The following is a 16,890-nucleotide window of genomic DNA, read 5'->3' as shown; positions in this document are numbered from 1 at the left end:
CGCGAGCAAGCCCGCTCCCACAGGGTATGTGTGTTGTTTTCGGGCATAAAAAAAGCCCCGCCTGGATCACCAGGCGGGGCTTTTTAGTGGCCGATGGAATCAGACGAGGGGTTTAGGCTCGTGCTCTTTTTCCTGGGCTTGCTCGTGTTGCTCTACCGCTTCCTGAACGGAGCGCGGAGCTTCGTCGATCGCGGATTCAACCGGCTCGGCAGTGACTTCAGCGGCCGGGGCAGGGGCTGCCTCGACAACGTCAGCAACAACCGGTGCTGGCTCGGCAGCGGCAGCCAGTTCGGCTTGCAGGCGCTCGGCTTCACGCTGGCGACGACGTACTTCACGCGGGTCGTTCGGCGCACGGCCACTTGGGGTCAGAGCGCTGACAGGGGCGGCTTCGGCCACCGGTGCAGCCTCTTCGGCAACAACCGGCGCTTCAACAACCGCTGGAGCAGGTTCGGCCGCAGCAACCACTGGCTCGCAGACCATGGCTTCAACAACCGGAGCTTCAGCGACTGGCGCTGGAGCTTCGGCAGCTACAGGTGGCTCGGCAACCCAGTTGAACGCGGTTTGTTCTTCGCGAACTTCACGTACCGGTTCAGCCGGCGCTTCAACCACAGGCTCAGTAGCAGCCACTGGTTCAGCGACGACGGCCGCTTCAGCGGCAGCTTCAACTTCAGGCTGGGCTTCGCGAACCGGTGCCACTTCGATTTCCGGAGAGGCAGTGACTTCTACCGGCGTGGTCGCTTCAACGACTGGCGCTTCGACCGGAGCGGTTTCCAGCGTGGCGGCAGTGGCGCGTTCAGCTTGCTCGTTGGCTTGTGCTTCAGCAGGCGCGCTGATCACGGAGCTGGCAACGGCTGCGGTAACAGCCAGGCCGGCGGCCAGATCGGCAGCGCTTGGCGCTTCGGCGTGTTCAGCCGATTCAGACTCTTCCGAACCTTCGATCACGTTGCCGTTCGCATCGCGTTGACGCTCACGACGGTTGCTGCGACGACGCTGGCCACGGGAGCGGCGGCGTGGACGATCACCTTCGGCGCCTTCCTGACCGTCTTCCTGCAGTTGCTCTTCGCTGGTGGTCAACTCTTCTTCAGCAACGGCAGCAGCGGCTTGCTCGGTACGTGGCTGACGTTCTTCACGCGGTGGGCGTGGAGCGCGTTCTTCACGTGGCTGGCGGGCTGGACGCTCTTCAGCGTTGGCAGCGGCGGCATCCAGAGGCTCGCGCAGTTCACGAACCGGACGTTCTTCACGCTCGCCACGTGGCTTGCGATCTTCACGCGGGGCGCGCGGTGCACGTTCTTCACGAGGGGCGCGTGGTGCGCGCTCTTCACGCGGAGCGCGTTCCTGGGCGACTGCTGGAGCTTCTTCGCGGGCTTCACGTGGCTCACGTGGTGCGCGTTCTTCACGCGGTGCACGTTCCTCACGAGGCTTGCGCTCTTCATCGCGGCGACCGTTACGGTTGCGGCTCTGTTGACGGCCGTTACGGCGCTCTTCGTTGCGAGCAGGGCGTTCGGTGGCTGGCTTTTCAACCACAACCGGCGCAGCAGGCTCTTCCTTGGTGGCGAACAGGCTGACCAGCGACTTCACCAGACCTTTGAACAGGCTTGGCTCTGGCGCTACGGCCGCTGGTGCAGCCACCGGAGCAGCGGCGACTTCGGTCGGAACCGGAGCGTTGGCGCGGGCCGGAGCGGTCTTGACCGCGGCTTCCTGGCGAACCAGGGTGCGGGTCGCGGCAGCGGGTTGGACTTCTTCGACTTCGGCAGCGGCAGCCGCGATTTCGTAGCTGGACTGGTTGATACTGGCTTCTGGGCTGTCATCGCGCAGACGCTGAACTTCGAAGTGCGGCGTTTCGAGGTGATCGTTCGGCAGAATGACGATGCGGGCACGGGTGCGCAGTTCGATCTTGGTGATCGAGTTGCGTTTTTCGTTGAGCAGGAAAGCTGCAACCGGAATCGGCACTTGGGCGCGAACTTCGGCGGTACGGTCTTTCAGGGCTTCTTCTTCGATCAGGCGCAGGATCGCCAGCGACAGCGATTCAACGTCACGGATGATGCCGGTGCCGTTGCAACGCGGGCAGACGATGCCGCTGCTTTCGCCAAGCGATGGACGCAGGCGCTGACGGGACATTTCCAGCAGGCCGAAGCGCGAGATGCGACCGACTTGCACGCGGGCGCGGTCGGCTTCCAGGCATTCGCGGACTTTCTCTTCCACGGCGCGCTGGTTCTTGGCAGGGGTCATGTCGATGAAGTCGATGACGATCAGGCCGCCGATGTCGCGCAAGCGCAACTGACGGGCGATTTCTTCGGCGGCTTCAAGGTTGGTTTGCAGTGCGGTTTCTTCGATGTCGCTGCCTTTGGTGGCGCGCGCCGAGTTGATGTCGATGGACACCAGGGCTTCGGTCGGATCGATAACGATAGAGCCGCCGGAAGGCAGTTCGACAACGCGCTGGAAGGCGGTTTCGATCTGGCTTTCAATCTGAAAACGGTTGAACAGCGGAACGCTGTCTTCGTACAGCTTGATTTTGCTGGCGTACTGCGGCATCACCTGGCGAATGAAAGTCAGGGCTTCGTCCTGGGCTTCAACGCTGTCGATCAGCACTTCGCCGATGTCCTGGCGCAGGTAATCGCGGATGGCGCGGATGATCACGTTGCTTTCCTGATAGATCAGGAACGGCGCGGAACGATCCAGCGAAGCTTCTTTGATGGCGGTCCACAGTTGCAGCAGGTAATCGAGGTCCCACTGCATTTCTTCGCTGCTGCGGCCAAGGCCGGCAGTACGAACGATCAGACCCATGTCGGCCGGGGCAACCAGACCGTTCAGGGCTTCACGCAGTTCGTTGCGCTCTTCACCTTCAATGCGACGGGAGATACCACCGGCACGCGGGTTGTTCGGCATCAGCACCAGGTAACGACCGGCCAGGCTGATGAAAGTGGTCAGGGCGGCGCCCTTGTTGCCACGTTCTTCTTTTTCGACCTGAACGATGACTTCCTGGCCTTCGCTCAGGACGTCCTTGATGTTGACGCGGCCTTCGGGGGCTTTCTTGAAGTATTCGCGGGAGATTTCTTTGAGGGGCAGGAAGCCGTGGCGCTCAGAGCCGAAATCGACAAAGGCAGCTTCAAGGCTTGGTTCGATGCGAGTAATCCGGCCTTTATAGATGTTGGCCTTCTTCTGCTCGCGTGCACCGGATTCGATGTCCAGGTCGTAGAGGCGCTGGCCATCTACCAGTGCAACACGCAACTCTTCGGGTTGAGTTGCGTTAATCAGCATTCTTTTCATGTAGTACCGTCGGTTTCCGGGCTGCCGGAAACGGCGTTCGGCACACACGACTTCTCATGGTCGGTGTCAGGTGCGTCAGGAGTGGTTGGCCACTCCAGTGTCTAGCGAACCCCGGCCAATTGGGCCGGTGTCGCGACGTACGCGTCCTGCTTGCTGTGGCTACTTAAGCACTCAGTCAGGAGGAGGAATCAACCGGCGGCTGTGGACGAGATGAAGCGTCTTGATAAAGCCTATTGCTACACAGTCCAGCGGTTGTGCATCTCCACCCTACACGTATCCCTGATAATTCGGGTGCTGCCGCGCGCAGAATCCGCAGCGGGTTGGCATTTACCGTAAGCTCCGAAAGGGGAGGTCACGCATCATGGCTAATTTAGGCGGTGTTTCCGAAGCGTTCGCTCGGGGTCGTTCGCAGCTGACTGCACTTTGTGAACTGGCCGTGAATATTTGCTCGGAAGGCGAGTGAAAACTCTGCTTTGCGGCATGATTCAGGCCTTATGTCACCTGCGCTTGTTACAACTGCAAACTCCACCGTTACGTAGCGAAAGCCCCGTAGGACGGCCTCGCGTCCTGGTGAATTGCGTTGGTCAGGGCCGGTTTTTGACCGTGGTTCCGCTGTCCAGGCCGCTTTTGGCGGCGTTCGCGACTATAGCAGCAATGATTAAGTGCTTCAATTCCATAAAAAATTGTTATCATCCGCGCCATGACGACTACTGCCCCTTCGACCCCAGCCGTACAACTGCTGGAGGTCTCGCCGGAATATGCCGGCCAACGTATTGATAACTTCCTTCTCGCTCGGCTCAAAGGCGTGCCCAAGACCTTGATTTATCGCATTTTGCGCAAGGGCGAAGTGCGGGTGAACAAGGGTCGGATCAAGCCCGAATACAAGCTGCAGGCGGGCGATATCGTGCGCGTGCCGCCGGTTCGTGTGCCTGAGCGCGACGAGCCTGTGCCGCTGGCCCAAGGGCTGCTGCAGCGGCTCGAAGCCTCAATTGTCTACGAAGACAAAGCGCTGATCGTGATCAACAAGCCTTGCGGCATTGCGGTTCATGGTGGCAGTGGCTTGACCTACGGCGTGATTGAAGCCTTTCGTCAGTTGCGTCCGGATTGCAAGGAGCTCGAACTGGTTCATCGTCTCGATCGTGATACCTCCGGCCTGCTGATGATTGCCAAAAAGCGCAGCATGTTGCGCCACTTGCACACGGCATTACGCGGCGATGGCGTCGATAAGCGCTATATGGCGCTGGTCCGCGGCAACTGGGCTGCCTCGATCAAGCAAGTCCGTGCGTCCCTGGGCAAGAGCAATCTGCGCTCCGGCGAGCGCATGGTCGAGGTGGACGAGGAGGAGGGCAAGGAGTCTGTGACGGTGTTCAAGGTGCTGCGTCGCTTTGGCGACTTTGCCACTATGGTCGAGGCCAGGCCGATCACGGGTCGCACTCATCAGATTCGCGTCCATACTCTGCATGCCGGGCATTGCATTGCGGGTGATACCAAGTACGGCGACGAGGGTTTCAGCAAAGAGATTCGTGATCTGGGCGGCAAGCGTCTGTTTCTTCACGCCTACATGCTGACTGTGCCGCTGCCTGATGGTGGCGAACTCAAGTTGCAAGCGCCGGTCGACGAGATGTGGGCCAAAACCGTGGAGCGCTTGAGTGCACCCTACTGATTACAAGCTGCTGATTTTCGATTGGGACGGCACGCTCGCTGACTCCATTGGTCGGATTGTCGAGGCGATGCATGTCGCGTCCGAGCGGTCCGGTTTTCAGTTGCGCGATGATTTTGCCGTCAAAGGCATTATCGGTCTGGGCTTGCCGGAAGCGATTCGCACCCTGTATCCCGAGATTGGCGACGCCCAGCTAGTGGCATTCCGTCAGCACTATGCGGATCACTACATTGCGGCGGAGGCCGTGCCTTCCCCACTGTTTGAAGGTGTTATCGAGTCACTCGAAGCGTTTCGTGTCGAGGGGTATCATCTGGCAGTAGCGACCGGCAAGGCTCGTCGTGGGCTGGATCGGGTGCTGAAATCTCATGGCTGGGAAAATTATTTCGATATCACCCGTGCTGCTGACGAAACCGCCAGCAAACCCCATCCGCTGATGCTCGAGCAGATTCTCGCCCATTGCGAGGTTCGCCCGGAGCAGGCGCTGATGGTCGGCGATTCGTCGTTCGACCTGCAGATGGCGCGCAATGCGGGCATGGATTCGGTGGCGGTCAGCTATGGCGCTCAATCGATCGACGCCTTGAAGCTATTTGAGCCGAGACTGGCCATTGATCGTTTTGCAGAGTTGCACGCCTGGCTGGGTCAGCGGGTTTAATTGGTTTTTTTGCTGGGGTACATGGCATGACCGACGAATGGAAAGCGCCCGCCAAGACGAGTGCGCAAAGCGGTGACGACAAAAGCTGGAAGCTGCTGGAAAAAACCTTGCTGGCTGGCGTGCAGGAGCAGCGCCGGTCCCGTCGCTGGGGAATATTCTTCAAATCGCTGACTTTTTTGTACCTGCTCGGCGCGTTGTTTCTGTTATCGCCGTTGGTAGGCATGGAGAAAGGCGCGAGCCTCGGCTCTGGCTACACGGCGCTGATCGATATAACGGGCATGATTGCCGACAAAGAGCCGGCCAGTGCCGACAATATCGTCGGCAGTTTGCGTGCAGCCTTCGAGGACAAGAAGGTCAAGGGTGTGATTCTGCGGATCAACAGCCCGGGCGGCAGTCCGGTGCAGTCGGGTTATGTCTACGACGAGATCCGTCGTTTGCGCGGCCTGCATCCGGATACCAAGGTTTACGCGGTAATCTCGGATCTGGGCGCTTCCGGTGCCTATTACATCGCTAGCGCCGCGGATCAGATCTACGCCGACAAGGCGAGCCTGGTGGGTTCCATCGGTGTGACGGCGGCCGGTTACGGTTTTGTCGGGACCATGGAAAAGTTGGGCGTTGAGCGTCGTACCTACACCTCCGGCGAGCACAAATCATTCCTCGATCCGTTCCAGCCGCAGAAGCCTGCGCAAACCCAGTTCTGGCAGAGCGTGCTCGATACCACTCATCAGCAGTTCATCAGCAGCGTCAAGAAGGGCCGGGGTGATCGTCTGAAGGATAAAGAGCATCCGGAGCTGTTTTCCGGGCTGGTCTGGTCGGGTGAGCAGGCGCTTTCGCTGGGCTTGATCGATGGTCTGGGTAATGCCAGTTCGGTTGCCCGTGATGTGATTGGCGAGAAAGAGCTGGTGGATTTCACGGTTGAGGAATCGCCATTCGATCGCTTCTCGAAAAAGCTCGGTGCCAGCGTGGCTGAGCATTTGGCGATGTGGATGGGCTTTCAGGGTCCGTCGTTGCGCTGATCTTCTTGCTGCATAAAAAAACCGGCCTGCGTGGCTAATGCCAGTCAGTTAAGGATGAATCGGACCTGTAGGAGCCAGGCTTGCCGGCGAAAGCGCACTTAAGGACGCCTTCGCCGGCAAGCCTGGCTCCTACGAAAAGCGGTTTGCTCGCTTAACTGATTGGCATTAGGCCTGCGTGGCCGGTTTTTTCAGATCAAAAGATCTTCAGGGTATTTGCACGCCTTCAGCCAGCAGCATATCGATCAGGCGAATCAGCGGCAGACCGATCAGACTGGTGGCGTCAGGGCCTTCGGTGCTTTGAAACAGGCTCACCCCCAAACCTTCGGCCTTGAAGCTGCCAGCGCAGTCATAGGGCTGTTCAGCGCGCAGGTAGCGTTCGATGCGCGCTGCGTCGAGTGTGCGCATGTGTACGGTAAAGGGCACGCAATCGACCTGGCAGTGGCCGGTCTGACTATTGAGCAGTGCCAGGCCGGTCAGGAAGGTCACGCTGACGCCGCTGGATGCCAGCAGTTGTTCGCGGGCCTTTTCGAAGGTGTGAGGTTTGCCGAGAATCCGCTCGCCGAGTACCGCGACCTGATCCGAGCCGATGATCAGATGGTCAGGATGACTGCCTGCAAGTGCGCGGGCTTTTTCTTCGGCGAGGCGCTTTACCAGTTCGACGGCTGACTCGTCCGGACGATGGCTTTCGTCGATATCCGGCGAGCTGCACGTGAACGGCAACTGCAATCGGGCCAGCAGTTCCCGGCGATAGGACGAGCTTGAAGCGAGTAATAAAGGCAGCATGCGCATCTCCAAAGGGCAGGGGTCGAATTCTAGCGCAGGCTCAAGTGACGGACAGGGCTGAATTTCCTTTGACATGGCTGGGGGCATCCCTATAATGCTGCGCCTATGTTGAATGACCCGATTCCACCTCACGTTGACCCGCGCAAATTGGCTGACCGTGGCACCACCCTTCAAGGTGAACTGCTGCTGGCCGATTTGGAGAGACTCTGCGACCCGCTTTCCGATACTGTCGGTACGGTGCAGGCTAAATTCGTTTTTGAACGAGATGAACGTAAATCTGTGGTAATTCACAGCTTTATCGACACCGAAGTCAAAATGGTTTGCCAGCGTTGTCTTGAGCTGGTCACCCTGCCGATCCATAGCGAATGCAGTTATGCTGTGGTGAAGGAGGGTGCGAATACCCAGTCGTTGCCGAAAGGTTATGACGTGCTGGAACTGGGCGAAGATCCTTTGGATCTGCAGTCACTGATCGAGGAGGAGCTTCTGCTCGCCTTGCCCATTGTGCCTGCTCATCATCCGGAAGAATGCCAGCAGCCGGCGGGTCTCGATGAGCCCGAACCGAGCGAGGACGAGGTAACGCGGTCCAACCCGTTCAGTGTATTGGCGCAGTTAAAGCGTGACCCAAACGTTTAGGAGTTAATCAATTATGGCTGTTCAGCAGAACAAAAAATCCCGCTCTGCCCGTGACATGCGTCGTTCGCACGACGCTCTCGAGGCTAGCACCCTGTCTGTAGAAAAAACCACCGGTGAAGTTCACCTGCGTCACCACGTATCGCCAGAAGGCGTATACCGTGGTCGTAAAGTGATCGACAAGGGCGCTGACGAGTAATCCTTGTCCGCTCAAGTCATCGCGATTGACGCAATGGGCGGGGACTTCGGTCCCCGCAGCATTGTTCAGGCCAGCCTTGCTTGTCTGTCTGCTACACCCTCGCTGCACCTGACCCTCGTCGGTCAACCCTCCCTTCTTGAAGAACTGCTCGCCAGCCAATCGGCTGTGGATCGCGCGCGCCTGTCGATAGCGCCAGCCTCCGAAGTCATCACCATGGACGAAAAGCCTGCTCAGGCCTTGCGCGGCAAGCCCGATTCGTCGATGCGCGTGGCGCTGGAGTTATTGCGCGATGGCAAGGCCCAGGCCTGCGTCAGTGCGGGTAACACCGGTGCGCTGATGGCATTGTCACGGTTTGTGCTCAAGACCTTGCCAGGCATCGATCGGCCGGCAATGATCGCGGCCATTCCAACGCAGAAGGGCTACTGCCAGTTGCTCGATCTGGGCGCGAATGTCGATTGCAGTGCCGAGCACCTGTTGCAGTTTGCTGTGATGGGCTCGGTCGCGGCAGAAACCCTGGGTATCGTTCGCCCAAGGGTCGCCTTGCTGAACATCGGCACCGAAGACATCAAGGGCAATCAGCAGGTCAAACTGGCGGCCACCTTGTTGCAGAGTGCTCGTGGCATCAACTACATCGGCTTTGTCGAAGGTGACGGTTTGTACCGTGGCGAGGCGGATGTGGTGGTGTGTGACGGCTTTGTCGGCAATATCCTGCTCAAGTCCAGCGAAGGCCTGGCGACCATGATTGCCGGGCGCATCGAGGCGTTATTCAAGAAAAATTTCGCGTCGAAAGTGGTGGGTGCTCTGGCGCTGCCGCTGATGAAACGCTTGCAGGCCGAACTGGCGCCGGCGCGGCATAACGGCGCAAGTTTTCTCGGTTTGCAGGGAATTGTCGTGAAAAGCCACGGTTCGGCGGGGGTACAGGGTTTTCAGAGTGCGATTCAACGCGCGTTGATCGAGATCCAGGAAAACGTGCCGGAGCGGCTTCATGGGCGCCTGGAAGATTTGTTGCCTTAGGCGTTTTCGTCGGACAATGCTTAAATGTGACCGCTCAGTTCAATGGGCCATCCAACTGTGAGTTTCTTGCGTTCCAGAAACGGGACGTCATTCTCCGACGACAAGATTATTAGGGGCTTGTTACATGTCTGCTTCCCTCGCATTCGTCTTTCCAGGACAGGGTTCGCAGTCCCTCGGCATGCTGGCCGAGTTGGGCGCGCAACATCCGGTTGTCCTCGAAACATTCAAAGAAGCTTCCGATGCTCTGGGTTACGACCTGTGGGCACTGACCCAGCAAGGGCCGGAAGAACAACTCAATCAAACCGATAAAACCCAGCCGGCCATTCTGACCGCTTCGATCGCCTTGTGGCGCCTGTGGCTGGCTGAAGGCGGCGCGCGTCCGGCTTACGTTGCCGGTCACAGCCTGGGCGAATACAGCGCCCTGGTGGCGGCAGGCAGTCTGAGCCTGGGCGACGCAGTGAAACTGGTAGAGCGTCGCGGTCAGTTGATGCAGGAGGCCGTTCCGGCCGGGCAGGGCGGCATGGCTGCAATCCTTGGTCTGGAAGACGCTGACGTGCTGGCAGCCTGTGCCGAAGCGGCGCAAGGCGAAGTGGTTAGCGCGGTCAACTTCAACTCCCCGGGCCAGGTAGTGATCGCTGGCGCGAAGGCAGCGGTCGAGCGCGCCATCGAAGGCTGCAAGGCACGTGGCGCCAAGCGCGCCATGGCATTGCCGGTCAGCGTGCCGTCCCACTGCGAATTGATGCGCCCGGCCGCCGAGCGGTTCGCCGAGTCGATCGCAGCGATCGACTGGCAGGCGCCGCAGATCCCGGTGGTACAGAACGTCAGCGCTAGCGTGCCGGCGGACCTGGAAACCCTCAAGCGCGATCTGCTTGAGCAGCTCTACAAGCCTGTACGCTGGGTCGAGTCGGTCCAGGCGCTGGCCGCCAAGGGCGCGACCGAACTGGTCGAATGCGGCCCTGGCAAAGTACTTGCCGGTTTGAACAAACGTTGCGCCGAAGGCGTGTCGACCTCTAACCTCAATACCCCAGACGCTTTCGCTGCCGCCCGCGCAGCGCTGGCTTAACAAGGAGAAGCTTGCATGAGTCTGCAAGGTAAAGTTGCACTGGTCACCGGTGCCAGCCGTGGTATCGGCCAGGCTATCGCTCTGGAATTGGGTCGTCAGGGTGCCATTGTTATCGGCACCGCGACTTCCGCTTCGGGGGCCGAGCGTATCGCTGCGACCCTGAAAGAAAATGGTGTTCAGGGCACTGGCCTGGAACTCAATGTCACCAGCGACGAGTCCGTAGCGGCCGTGCTGGCGAGCATTCAGGCGCAATTCGGTGCGCCGGCGATCCTGGTCAATAATGCCGGTATTACCCGCGATAACCTGATGATGCGCATGAAAGATGACGAATGGCATGACGTCGTCGATACCAATCTGAACAGTCTGTTCCGCCTGTCCAAGGGCGTTTTGCGCGGCATGACCAAAGCGCGTTGGGGACGAATTATCAGTATTGGCTCGGTTGTGGGTGCCATGGGCAACGCAGGCCAAGTAAACTACGCTGCCGCCAAGGCCGGTCTGGAAGGTTTCAGCCGTGCACTGGCGCGTGAAGTCGGTTCGCGTTCGATTACGGTAAACTCGGTGGCCCCTGGGTTCATCGATACCGATATGACCCGTGAACTGCCCGAGGCGCAGCGTGAAGCCTTGCAGACGCAGATTCCGCTGGGTCGTCTGGGGCAAGCTCAAGAGATCGCGTCTGTGGTCGCTTTTCTTGCGTCTGACGGTGCGGCTTACGTTACTGGGGCTACAATCCCGGTGAACGGCGGGATGTACATGAGTTAAATGTGACGGATTGCTTCAAAAAAATGTCATACGAGCTGTCTAAAATCCGTTATAAAGCTGCAATCTATTTATAGACAGAGGGTCGCCGGGTTTGAGGAGTGAAGCTTTCAGTTGAAAAACTGAAAAGCCTTTCTATACACTTACCCACCGGCCAGCTGCCTGAATTTGTCCATTAGGAGTGAAAACAAGGTATGAGCACCATCGAAGAGCGCGTCAAGAAAATCGTTGCTGAGCAACTGGGCGTTAAAGAAGAAGAAGTGGTCAACACTGCTTCCTTCGTTGAAGACCTGGGTGCCGACTCCCTTGACACTGTTGAGCTGGTGATGGCTCTGGAAGAGGAATTCGAGACCGAAATCCCTGACGAAGAAGCTGAGAAGATCACTACTGTACAAGCCGCAATCGATTACGTTACTAACCATCAGGCTTAATAGCTTGTAATCGTTGCTTGCTGTCATGGAAAAACCGCACTGCCATCATGGCGTGCGGTTTTTTCTTTAGGCCTGATGCAAAGTCGTCATTTGAAAAAAGGAGAGTGCTGTGTCGCGTAGACGCGTCGTAGTCACCGGTATGGGTATGTTGTCGCCACTGGGCACGGATGTGCCGAGCAGCTGGCAGGGCATTCTGGCTGGCCGCAGTGGCATTGGTCTGATCGAACACACCGACCTTTCTGCCTATTCCACCCGTTTTGGCGGCTCGGTAAAGGGCTTCAATGTCGAGGAATACCTGTCGGTCAAGGAAGCTCGCAAACTCGACCTGTTCATTCAATACGGTCTGGCTGCAGGTTTTCAAGCCGTGCGTAACGCAGGTCTTGAGGTCACCGACGCCAATCGCGAGCGGATCGGCGTGGCCATGGGTTCGGGTATTGGCGGTCTGACCAATATCGAAGAAACCAGCCGCACGCTGCATGATTCCGGCCCACGACGGATTTCTCCGTTTTTCGTGCCTGGCTCGATCATCAATATGATTTCCGGTTTCCTGTCCATCCACTTGGGCGCACAGGGACCTAACTACGCCATCGCCACGGCGTGTACCACCGGTACGCACTGCATCGGCATGGCGGCACGCAACATCATGTACGACGAAGCCGACGTGATGATTGCCGGCGGCGCTGAAATGGCGGCTTGCGGTCTGGGCATGGGCGGCTTCGGTGCCTCCCGCGCACTATCGACTCGCAACGACGAGCCGACCCGCGCCAGCCGTCCATGGGACAAGGGCCGTGATGGCTTCGTGCTGTCCGACGGCGCTGGCGCACTGGTTCTCGAAGAACTGGAGCACGCCAAGGCCCGTGGCGCGACCATCTACGCCGAGCTGATCGGTTTCGGCACCAGTGGCGATGCTTACCACATGACCTCGCCACCGGCCGATGGCGCGGGTGCTGCGCGTTGCATCACCAATGCCTTGCGCGATGCGAAGATCAATAGCGATCAGGTTCAGTACATCAATGCCCATGGCACTTCGACCTCGGCTGGCGACCTCGCCGAAGCCTGTGCGATCAAATCCGTGTTCGGTGATCACGCCTACAAGCTGGCGGTCAGTTCGACCAAGTCCATGACCGGTCACCTGTTGGGTGCGGCGGGCGCGGTCGAGGCGATTTTCAGCGTGCTGGCAATCAACAGCCAGGTAGCGCCGCCGACCATCAACCTCGATGAGCCGGACGAAGGCTGCGATCTCGACTTCGTACCCCACACCGCGCGTGGCATGGATATCGACGTGGTGCTGTCCAACTCCTTCGGATTTGGCGGTACCAATGGCTCGCTGGTGTTCCGCCGGTTCGCTGACTGATGGACAGCTGGGTCGACGGTCAACCGGCTGACGCTTTGTCGCTGAAGGATCGCGGCCTGGCTTACGGTGATGGTCTGTTCGAGACCATTGCGGTCAAGGGCGGGCAGCCGCTGCTGCTGGATCGACATTTGTCGCGTCTGGCGGAGGGGTGTTCGCGCTTGGCGATTGCCGCCGATCATCAACTGATCCGCGCGGAGCTGCTGGCCTATGCCGCCTCGCTGGACGAGGGCGTGCTCAAACTCATCCTGACCCGCGGCGACAGCCTGCGCGGTTACGCCGCCGATCCCTCGGCTCAGGCTCGACGCATTCTGCAAGGCAATCCTCCTGCGGCTTATCCGGTTGTTCATGCGGAGCAGGGCGTTCGGCTGTTTCCTTGTGCGACACGGCTTTCCAAACAGCCATTGCTCGCCGGTCTCAAGCATTTGAATCGTCTGGAACAGGTGATCGCCCGTTCCGAATGGCAGGACAGCGAACATGCCGAAGGCTTGATGCTGGATCAGGTCGGGCGGGTGATCGAAGGCGTGTTCAGCAATCTCTTCCTGGTGCGCGATGGCGTGCTGGTGACCGCCAATCTCAAACGCTGTGGCGTGGCGGGCGTGATGCGCGCCGAATTATTGTTTCAGGCCAAGTCATTGGGGATTCCCACGCAAATCACCGATATCACCCTCGAGCAGTTGCAATGGGCTGACGAGGTCTTTGTCTGCAACAGCGTGTATGGCGTTTGGCCGGTGCGCGCCTATGCCGCACTGAGCTGGCCGGTTGGGCCGCTCACCCGTAAACTCCAAACCATTGCCCGTGCGCTACTGGATGCTTGATTCGTGAGACGTAAATTCTTGCTGCTGCTGGAAACCGGATTGGTTCTGGCGGGGCTGTTGGCAGGCGCTTGCGCCTGGAAAATCGATTCGGCGCTGGAACAGCCGCTGAACATCGCCCAGGAAGAGCTGCTGGAAGTGCCCAAAGGTACTACGCCAAACCGCACTTTGCTGCGACTCGAAGCCGATGGCGTCATCAAAGACGCTTTTTGGCTGCGTGTATATTGGCGCTTCAATCTGGCAGGACAACCGCTGCACAGCGGCGAATACCGCATGGTGCCGGGTATGACAGTCAACGGGCTGATCGACCTGTGGAAACGCGGTGAAATGGTGCAATACAGCCTGACGCTGGTCGAAGGCTGGAATTTCCATCAGGTTCGCGCAGCGCTGGCCAAGGATGAAAAACTCGAGCAGACCCTCAACGGTCTGAGCGACAGCCAAGTGATGGACAAGCTCGGGCACAGCGGGATTTTTCCGGAAGGGCGATTCTTCCCCGACACCTATCGTTTTGTGCGTGGCATGACCGACGCCGATCTACTCAAGAAAGCTTACGACCGCCTCGACGAGGTCCTCCTCAAGGAATGGAATCAGCGCGCTGCCGACGTCCCCTATACCGAGCCCTATCAGGCGCTGATCATGGCCTCGCTGGTGGAAAAGGAAACCGGTGTGCCGCAGGAGCGGCGGCAGATCGCCGGCGTGTTCGTGCGGCGCATGGAGATGGGCATGCTGTTGCAGACTGATCCGACCGTGATTTATGGTCTGGGCGATCGTTACAACGGCAAGTTGACCCGCGCTCATCTCAAGGAGCCGACGCCGTATAACACCTACATGATTGCTGGTCTTCCGCCGACGCCGATTGCGATGGTGGGCCGCGAAGCGATCCATGCGGCGTTGAATCCGGCGAACGGCAACAGCCTGTATTTTGTCGCGCGCGGTGATGGCAGCCATGTGTTCTCCGATGATCTGGACGCCCACAACAATGCGGTGCGCGAGTTCCAGATCAATCGACGTGCCGATTACCGGTCCAGCCCTGCTCCGACCGTTACGCCGCCGACCGAGGATGCTCAGGCCCCGATCCCGGCGGCTTCGCCCAATACGGCGCCCGAAGACATGCCGCCGGTAGCGCCGCATGACTCTGAGGCACAAGAGCCTGCACAAGAACCTGCGCCAGCACCCGAAGCGGATGCGCCCGCGCCGCAAAGCCCGCAATGACTCTGACTAAGGACTGCCTGTGACTGGCTTGTTTATTACCCTGGAAGGCCCTGAAGGCGCCGGCAAGAGCACCAATCGCGAATACCTGGCCGAGCGTCTGCGCGCTGCCGGGATCGAGGTGGTGTTGACCCGGGAGCCCGGCGGCACGCCCTTGGCTGAACGGATTCGCGACGTGCTGTTAGCGCCGGTCGATGAAGTCATGAACCCCGACACCGAGCTGCTGTTGGTGTTCGCCGCGCGAGCCCAGCATCTGGCCGAGGTGATCCGCCCGGCGCTGGCCCGTGGCGCTGTGGTCTTGTGTGATCGTTTTACCGATTCGACTTATGCCTATCAGGGCGGTGGTCGTGGTTTGTCGCTGGAGCGCATCGCGACCCTCGAAACATTCGTGCAGGGCGATCTGCGCCCGGACTTGACGCTGATCTTCGATCTGCCGGTAGAAGTGGGCCTTGCCCGCGCCAGCGCCCGCGGTCGCCTGGACCGCTTCGAGCTCGAAGGCCGAGCGTTTTTCGATGCGGTGCGCACAGCCTTCCTCGAGCGTGCCAAAGCGGATCCTGCGCGTTATGTCCTGGTGGATGCCGCTCAGCCGTTGGCACAGGTTCAGCAGTCTCTGGATGCCTTGTTGCCACGTCTGCTGGAGTTGACCCGTGGCTGAAGCCTATCCGTGGCAGGACAGTCTTTGGCAGCAATTGGCCGGGCGTGCCCAGCACGCTCACGCCTATTTGCTGCATGGCCCGGCCGGGATCGGCAAGCGTGCGCTGGCCGAGCGTCTGATGGCCCATTTGTTGTGTCAGCGCCCGACCGCCCAAGACGCCTGCGGTGAGTGCAAATCCTGCTTGTTGCTGAAGGCTGGCAGTCACCCCGACAACTACATCCTGGAGCCGGAAGAGGCAGACAAGGCGATCAAGGTCGATCAGGTGCGTGATCTGGTCAGCTTCGTGGTTCAGACCGCGCAAATGGGTGGGCGCAAAGTGGTGCTGATCGAGCCAGTCGAGTCGATGAACATCAATGCCGCCAACGCCTTGCTGAAAAGCCTTGAAGAGCCGTCCGGCGATACCGTTTTGCTGTTGGTCAGCCACCAGACCAGCCGTCTGCTGCCGACCATCAAGAGCCGTTGCGTGCAGCAAGCCTGTCCATTACCAAGCGAAGCGATGAGTCTGGCCTGGCTGGCCAGCGCCTTGCCGGACTGTTCGGAAGAAGAGCGCATTGAACTGCTGACCCTCGCCGCCGGTTCGCCATTGGCCGCGGTCAAATTGCAGGCACAGGGCGTGCGCGAACAGCGGGCTCTGGTGGTTGAAGCCGTGAAGAAGCTGCTCAAGCAGCAGCAGTCGCCGACGCAACTGGCCGAGGAGTGGAAAACCATTCCCATGTTGCTGCTGTTCGACTGGTTCTGCGACTGGTCGAGCCTGATCCTACGTTATCAGTTGACTCAGGATGAAGCAGGGCTGGGCCTGGCGGACATGCGCAAGGTGATTCAATACCTGGCGCAGAAATCCGCTCAGGACAAAGTCCTGAATATCCAGGATTGGATTCTCGCCCAGCGCCAGAAAGTGATGAGCAAGGCCAACCTCAATCCGGCGTTGTTGTTGGAGGCGCTGTTAGTGCAATGGGTATCTTTGCCTACCCAGAAGTGACTGTCTGAGCCTAGACTCCGATTATCAGACAGTGGAGGTCAGCATGAATGAACCCATCAGTCCGGGGCCGCGCAATGGCATTTTGTCCTTGACCATCAAGGACAGGGCCGTGCTCTACGCGGCCTACATGCCGTTCATCAAGAACGGTGGCCTGTTTATTCCGACCAACAAAAGCTACAAGTTGGGCGATGAGGTCTTCATGCTGCTGCACCTGATGGATGAACCGGAAAAGATTCCGGTTGCCGGCAAGGTCACCTGGATCACCCCCAAAGGTGCCCAGGGCAACCGCGCCGCCGGGGTTGGCGTGCAATTCAATGAAGGCGACAACACCGCGCGCAGTCGAATCGAAACCCATCTGGCCGGAGCCCTGAAGTCCGACCGTCCCACTCATACGATGTAAGTTGTAGTCC

17 protein-coding genes are annotated in these 16,890 nt (G+C 59.2%); 15 read left to right on the top strand and 2 right to left on the bottom strand.

Features of this window, described 5'->3' with window-relative positions:
• Nucleotides 1-99 precede the first annotated feature (99 nt).
• The gene (gene rne, locus ACYZT2_RS21225) at nt 100-3,267 is read right to left on the bottom strand and encodes a ribonuclease E (protein ID WP_461967069.1); all 3,168 of its coding nucleotides are present in this window, start codon (nt 3,265-3,267) and stop codon (nt 100-102) included.
• 700 nt (nt 3,268-3,967) lie between these two features.
• Here rne and rluC point away from each other — a divergent pair.
• The 3 genes from rluC to sppA are packed head-to-tail and all read left to right on the top strand — an operon-like array spanning nt 3,968 to nt 6,595.
• Nucleotides 3,968-4,930, top strand: a complete 963-nt coding sequence (gene rluC / locus ACYZT2_RS21220) for a 23S rRNA pseudouridine(955/2504/2580) synthase RluC (protein ID WP_461967067.1) — start codon at nt 3,968-3,970, stop codon at nt 4,928-4,930.
• Nucleotides 4,917-5,579, top strand: a complete 663-nt coding sequence (locus tag ACYZT2_RS21215; RefSeq protein ID WP_461967065.1) for an HAD-IA family hydrolase — start codon at nt 4,917-4,919, stop codon at nt 5,577-5,579. Before rluC ends, ACYZT2_RS21215 begins: the two co-directional genes overlap by 14 nt.
• A gap of 26 nt (nt 5,580-5,605) precedes the next feature.
• Nucleotides 5,606-6,595 carry a signal peptide peptidase SppA gene (gene sppA, locus ACYZT2_RS21210; protein ID WP_461967063.1) on the top strand — a complete coding sequence of 330 codons (990 nt, stop codon included), beginning with the start codon at nt 5,606-5,608 and terminating at the stop codon, nt 6,593-6,595.
• Between the two features lie 204 nt (nt 6,596-6,799).
• On the opposite strand, the gene ACYZT2_RS21205 is transcribed toward sppA, so the two are convergent.
• Nucleotides 6,800-7,378 (bottom strand): Maf family protein, encoded by a 579-nt coding sequence (locus tag ACYZT2_RS21205; RefSeq protein WP_461967061.1) that lies wholly within the window; start codon nt 7,376-7,378, stop codon nt 6,800-6,802.
• Nucleotides 7,379-7,483: 105 nt separating this feature from the next.
• Between ACYZT2_RS21205 and ACYZT2_RS21200 the strand changes: the two genes are divergently transcribed.
• The 12 genes from ACYZT2_RS21200 to ACYZT2_RS21145 all read left to right on the top strand — a co-directional run bounded on the left by ACYZT2_RS21200 (nt 7,484) and on the right by ACYZT2_RS21145 (nt 16,880).
• On the top strand, nt 7,484-8,011 hold the full coding sequence (locus ACYZT2_RS21200; protein WP_004371317.1) for a YceD family protein: 528 nt from the start codon (nt 7,484-7,486) through the stop codon (nt 8,009-8,011).
• Between the two features lie 13 nt (nt 8,012-8,024).
• Entirely contained in the window at nt 8,025-8,207 is a 183-nt protein-coding gene (rpmF, locus tag ACYZT2_RS21195; RefSeq protein WP_003179396.1) for a 50S ribosomal protein L32, read from the top strand.
• A 3-nt stretch (nt 8,208-8,210) separates the two neighbouring features.
• Nucleotides 8,211-9,221: a phosphate acyltransferase PlsX gene (gene plsX, locus ACYZT2_RS21190; protein WP_461967059.1), complete on the top strand. Its 1,011-nt coding sequence runs from the start codon at nt 8,211-8,213 to the stop codon at nt 9,219-9,221.
• A gap of 124 nt (nt 9,222-9,345) precedes the next feature.
• The gene (fabD, locus tag ACYZT2_RS21185; RefSeq protein ID WP_461967057.1) at nt 9,346-10,284 is read left to right on the top strand and encodes an ACP S-malonyltransferase; all 939 of its coding nucleotides are present in this window, start codon (nt 9,346-9,348) and stop codon (nt 10,282-10,284) included.
• A 15-nt stretch (nt 10,285-10,299) separates the two neighbouring features.
• A complete protein-coding gene (fabG, locus tag ACYZT2_RS21180) occupies nt 10,300-11,043 on the top strand; it encodes a 3-oxoacyl-ACP reductase FabG (protein WP_123494581.1) in 744 nt (247 codons plus the stop codon).
• Between the two features lie 191 nt (nt 11,044-11,234).
• The gene (acpP, locus tag ACYZT2_RS21175; RefSeq protein ID WP_003442511.1) at nt 11,235-11,471 is read left to right on the top strand and encodes an acyl carrier protein; all 237 of its coding nucleotides are present in this window, start codon (nt 11,235-11,237) and stop codon (nt 11,469-11,471) included.
• Nucleotides 11,472-11,580: 109 nt separating this feature from the next.
• Nucleotides 11,581-12,825 (top strand): beta-ketoacyl-ACP synthase II, encoded by a 1,245-nt coding sequence (gene fabF / locus ACYZT2_RS21170; protein ID WP_008067780.1) that lies wholly within the window; start codon nt 11,581-11,583, stop codon nt 12,823-12,825.
• Nucleotides 12,825-13,640, top strand: a complete 816-nt coding sequence (gene pabC, locus ACYZT2_RS21165) for an aminodeoxychorismate lyase (protein WP_461967054.1) — start codon at nt 12,825-12,827, stop codon at nt 13,638-13,640. The genes fabF and pabC overlap by 1 nt, the downstream gene beginning before the upstream one ends.
• Nucleotides 13,641-13,643: 3 nt before the next feature.
• Nucleotides 13,644-14,849, top strand: a complete 1,206-nt coding sequence (gene mltG, locus ACYZT2_RS21160; protein WP_461967052.1) for an endolytic transglycosylase MltG — start codon at nt 13,644-13,646, stop codon at nt 14,847-14,849.
• Between the two features lie 19 nt (nt 14,850-14,868).
• Complete coding sequence (tmk, locus tag ACYZT2_RS21155) at nt 14,869-15,501, top strand: dTMP kinase (RefSeq protein WP_008067785.1); 633 nt, start codon at nt 14,869-14,871, stop codon at nt 15,499-15,501.
• Nucleotides 15,494-16,480, top strand: coding sequence for a DNA polymerase III subunit delta' (locus tag ACYZT2_RS21150; RefSeq protein ID WP_461967049.1), 987 nt, complete (start codon nt 15,494-15,496; stop codon nt 16,478-16,480). The genes tmk and ACYZT2_RS21150 overlap by 8 nt, the downstream gene beginning before the upstream one ends.
• Before the next feature lie 43 nt (nt 16,481-16,523).
• Nucleotides 16,524-16,880, top strand: coding sequence for a PilZ domain-containing protein (locus tag ACYZT2_RS21145; RefSeq protein ID WP_008014345.1), 357 nt, complete (start codon nt 16,524-16,526; stop codon nt 16,878-16,880).
• The last annotated feature ends 10 nt before the right edge of the window (nt 16,881-16,890 follow it).

Source organism: Pseudomonas sp. MDT1-85, from assembly GCF_054898065.1.
Note: the sequence above shows the minus strand (reverse complement) of the source record. Positions and strands in the feature narration are given on the sequence as shown.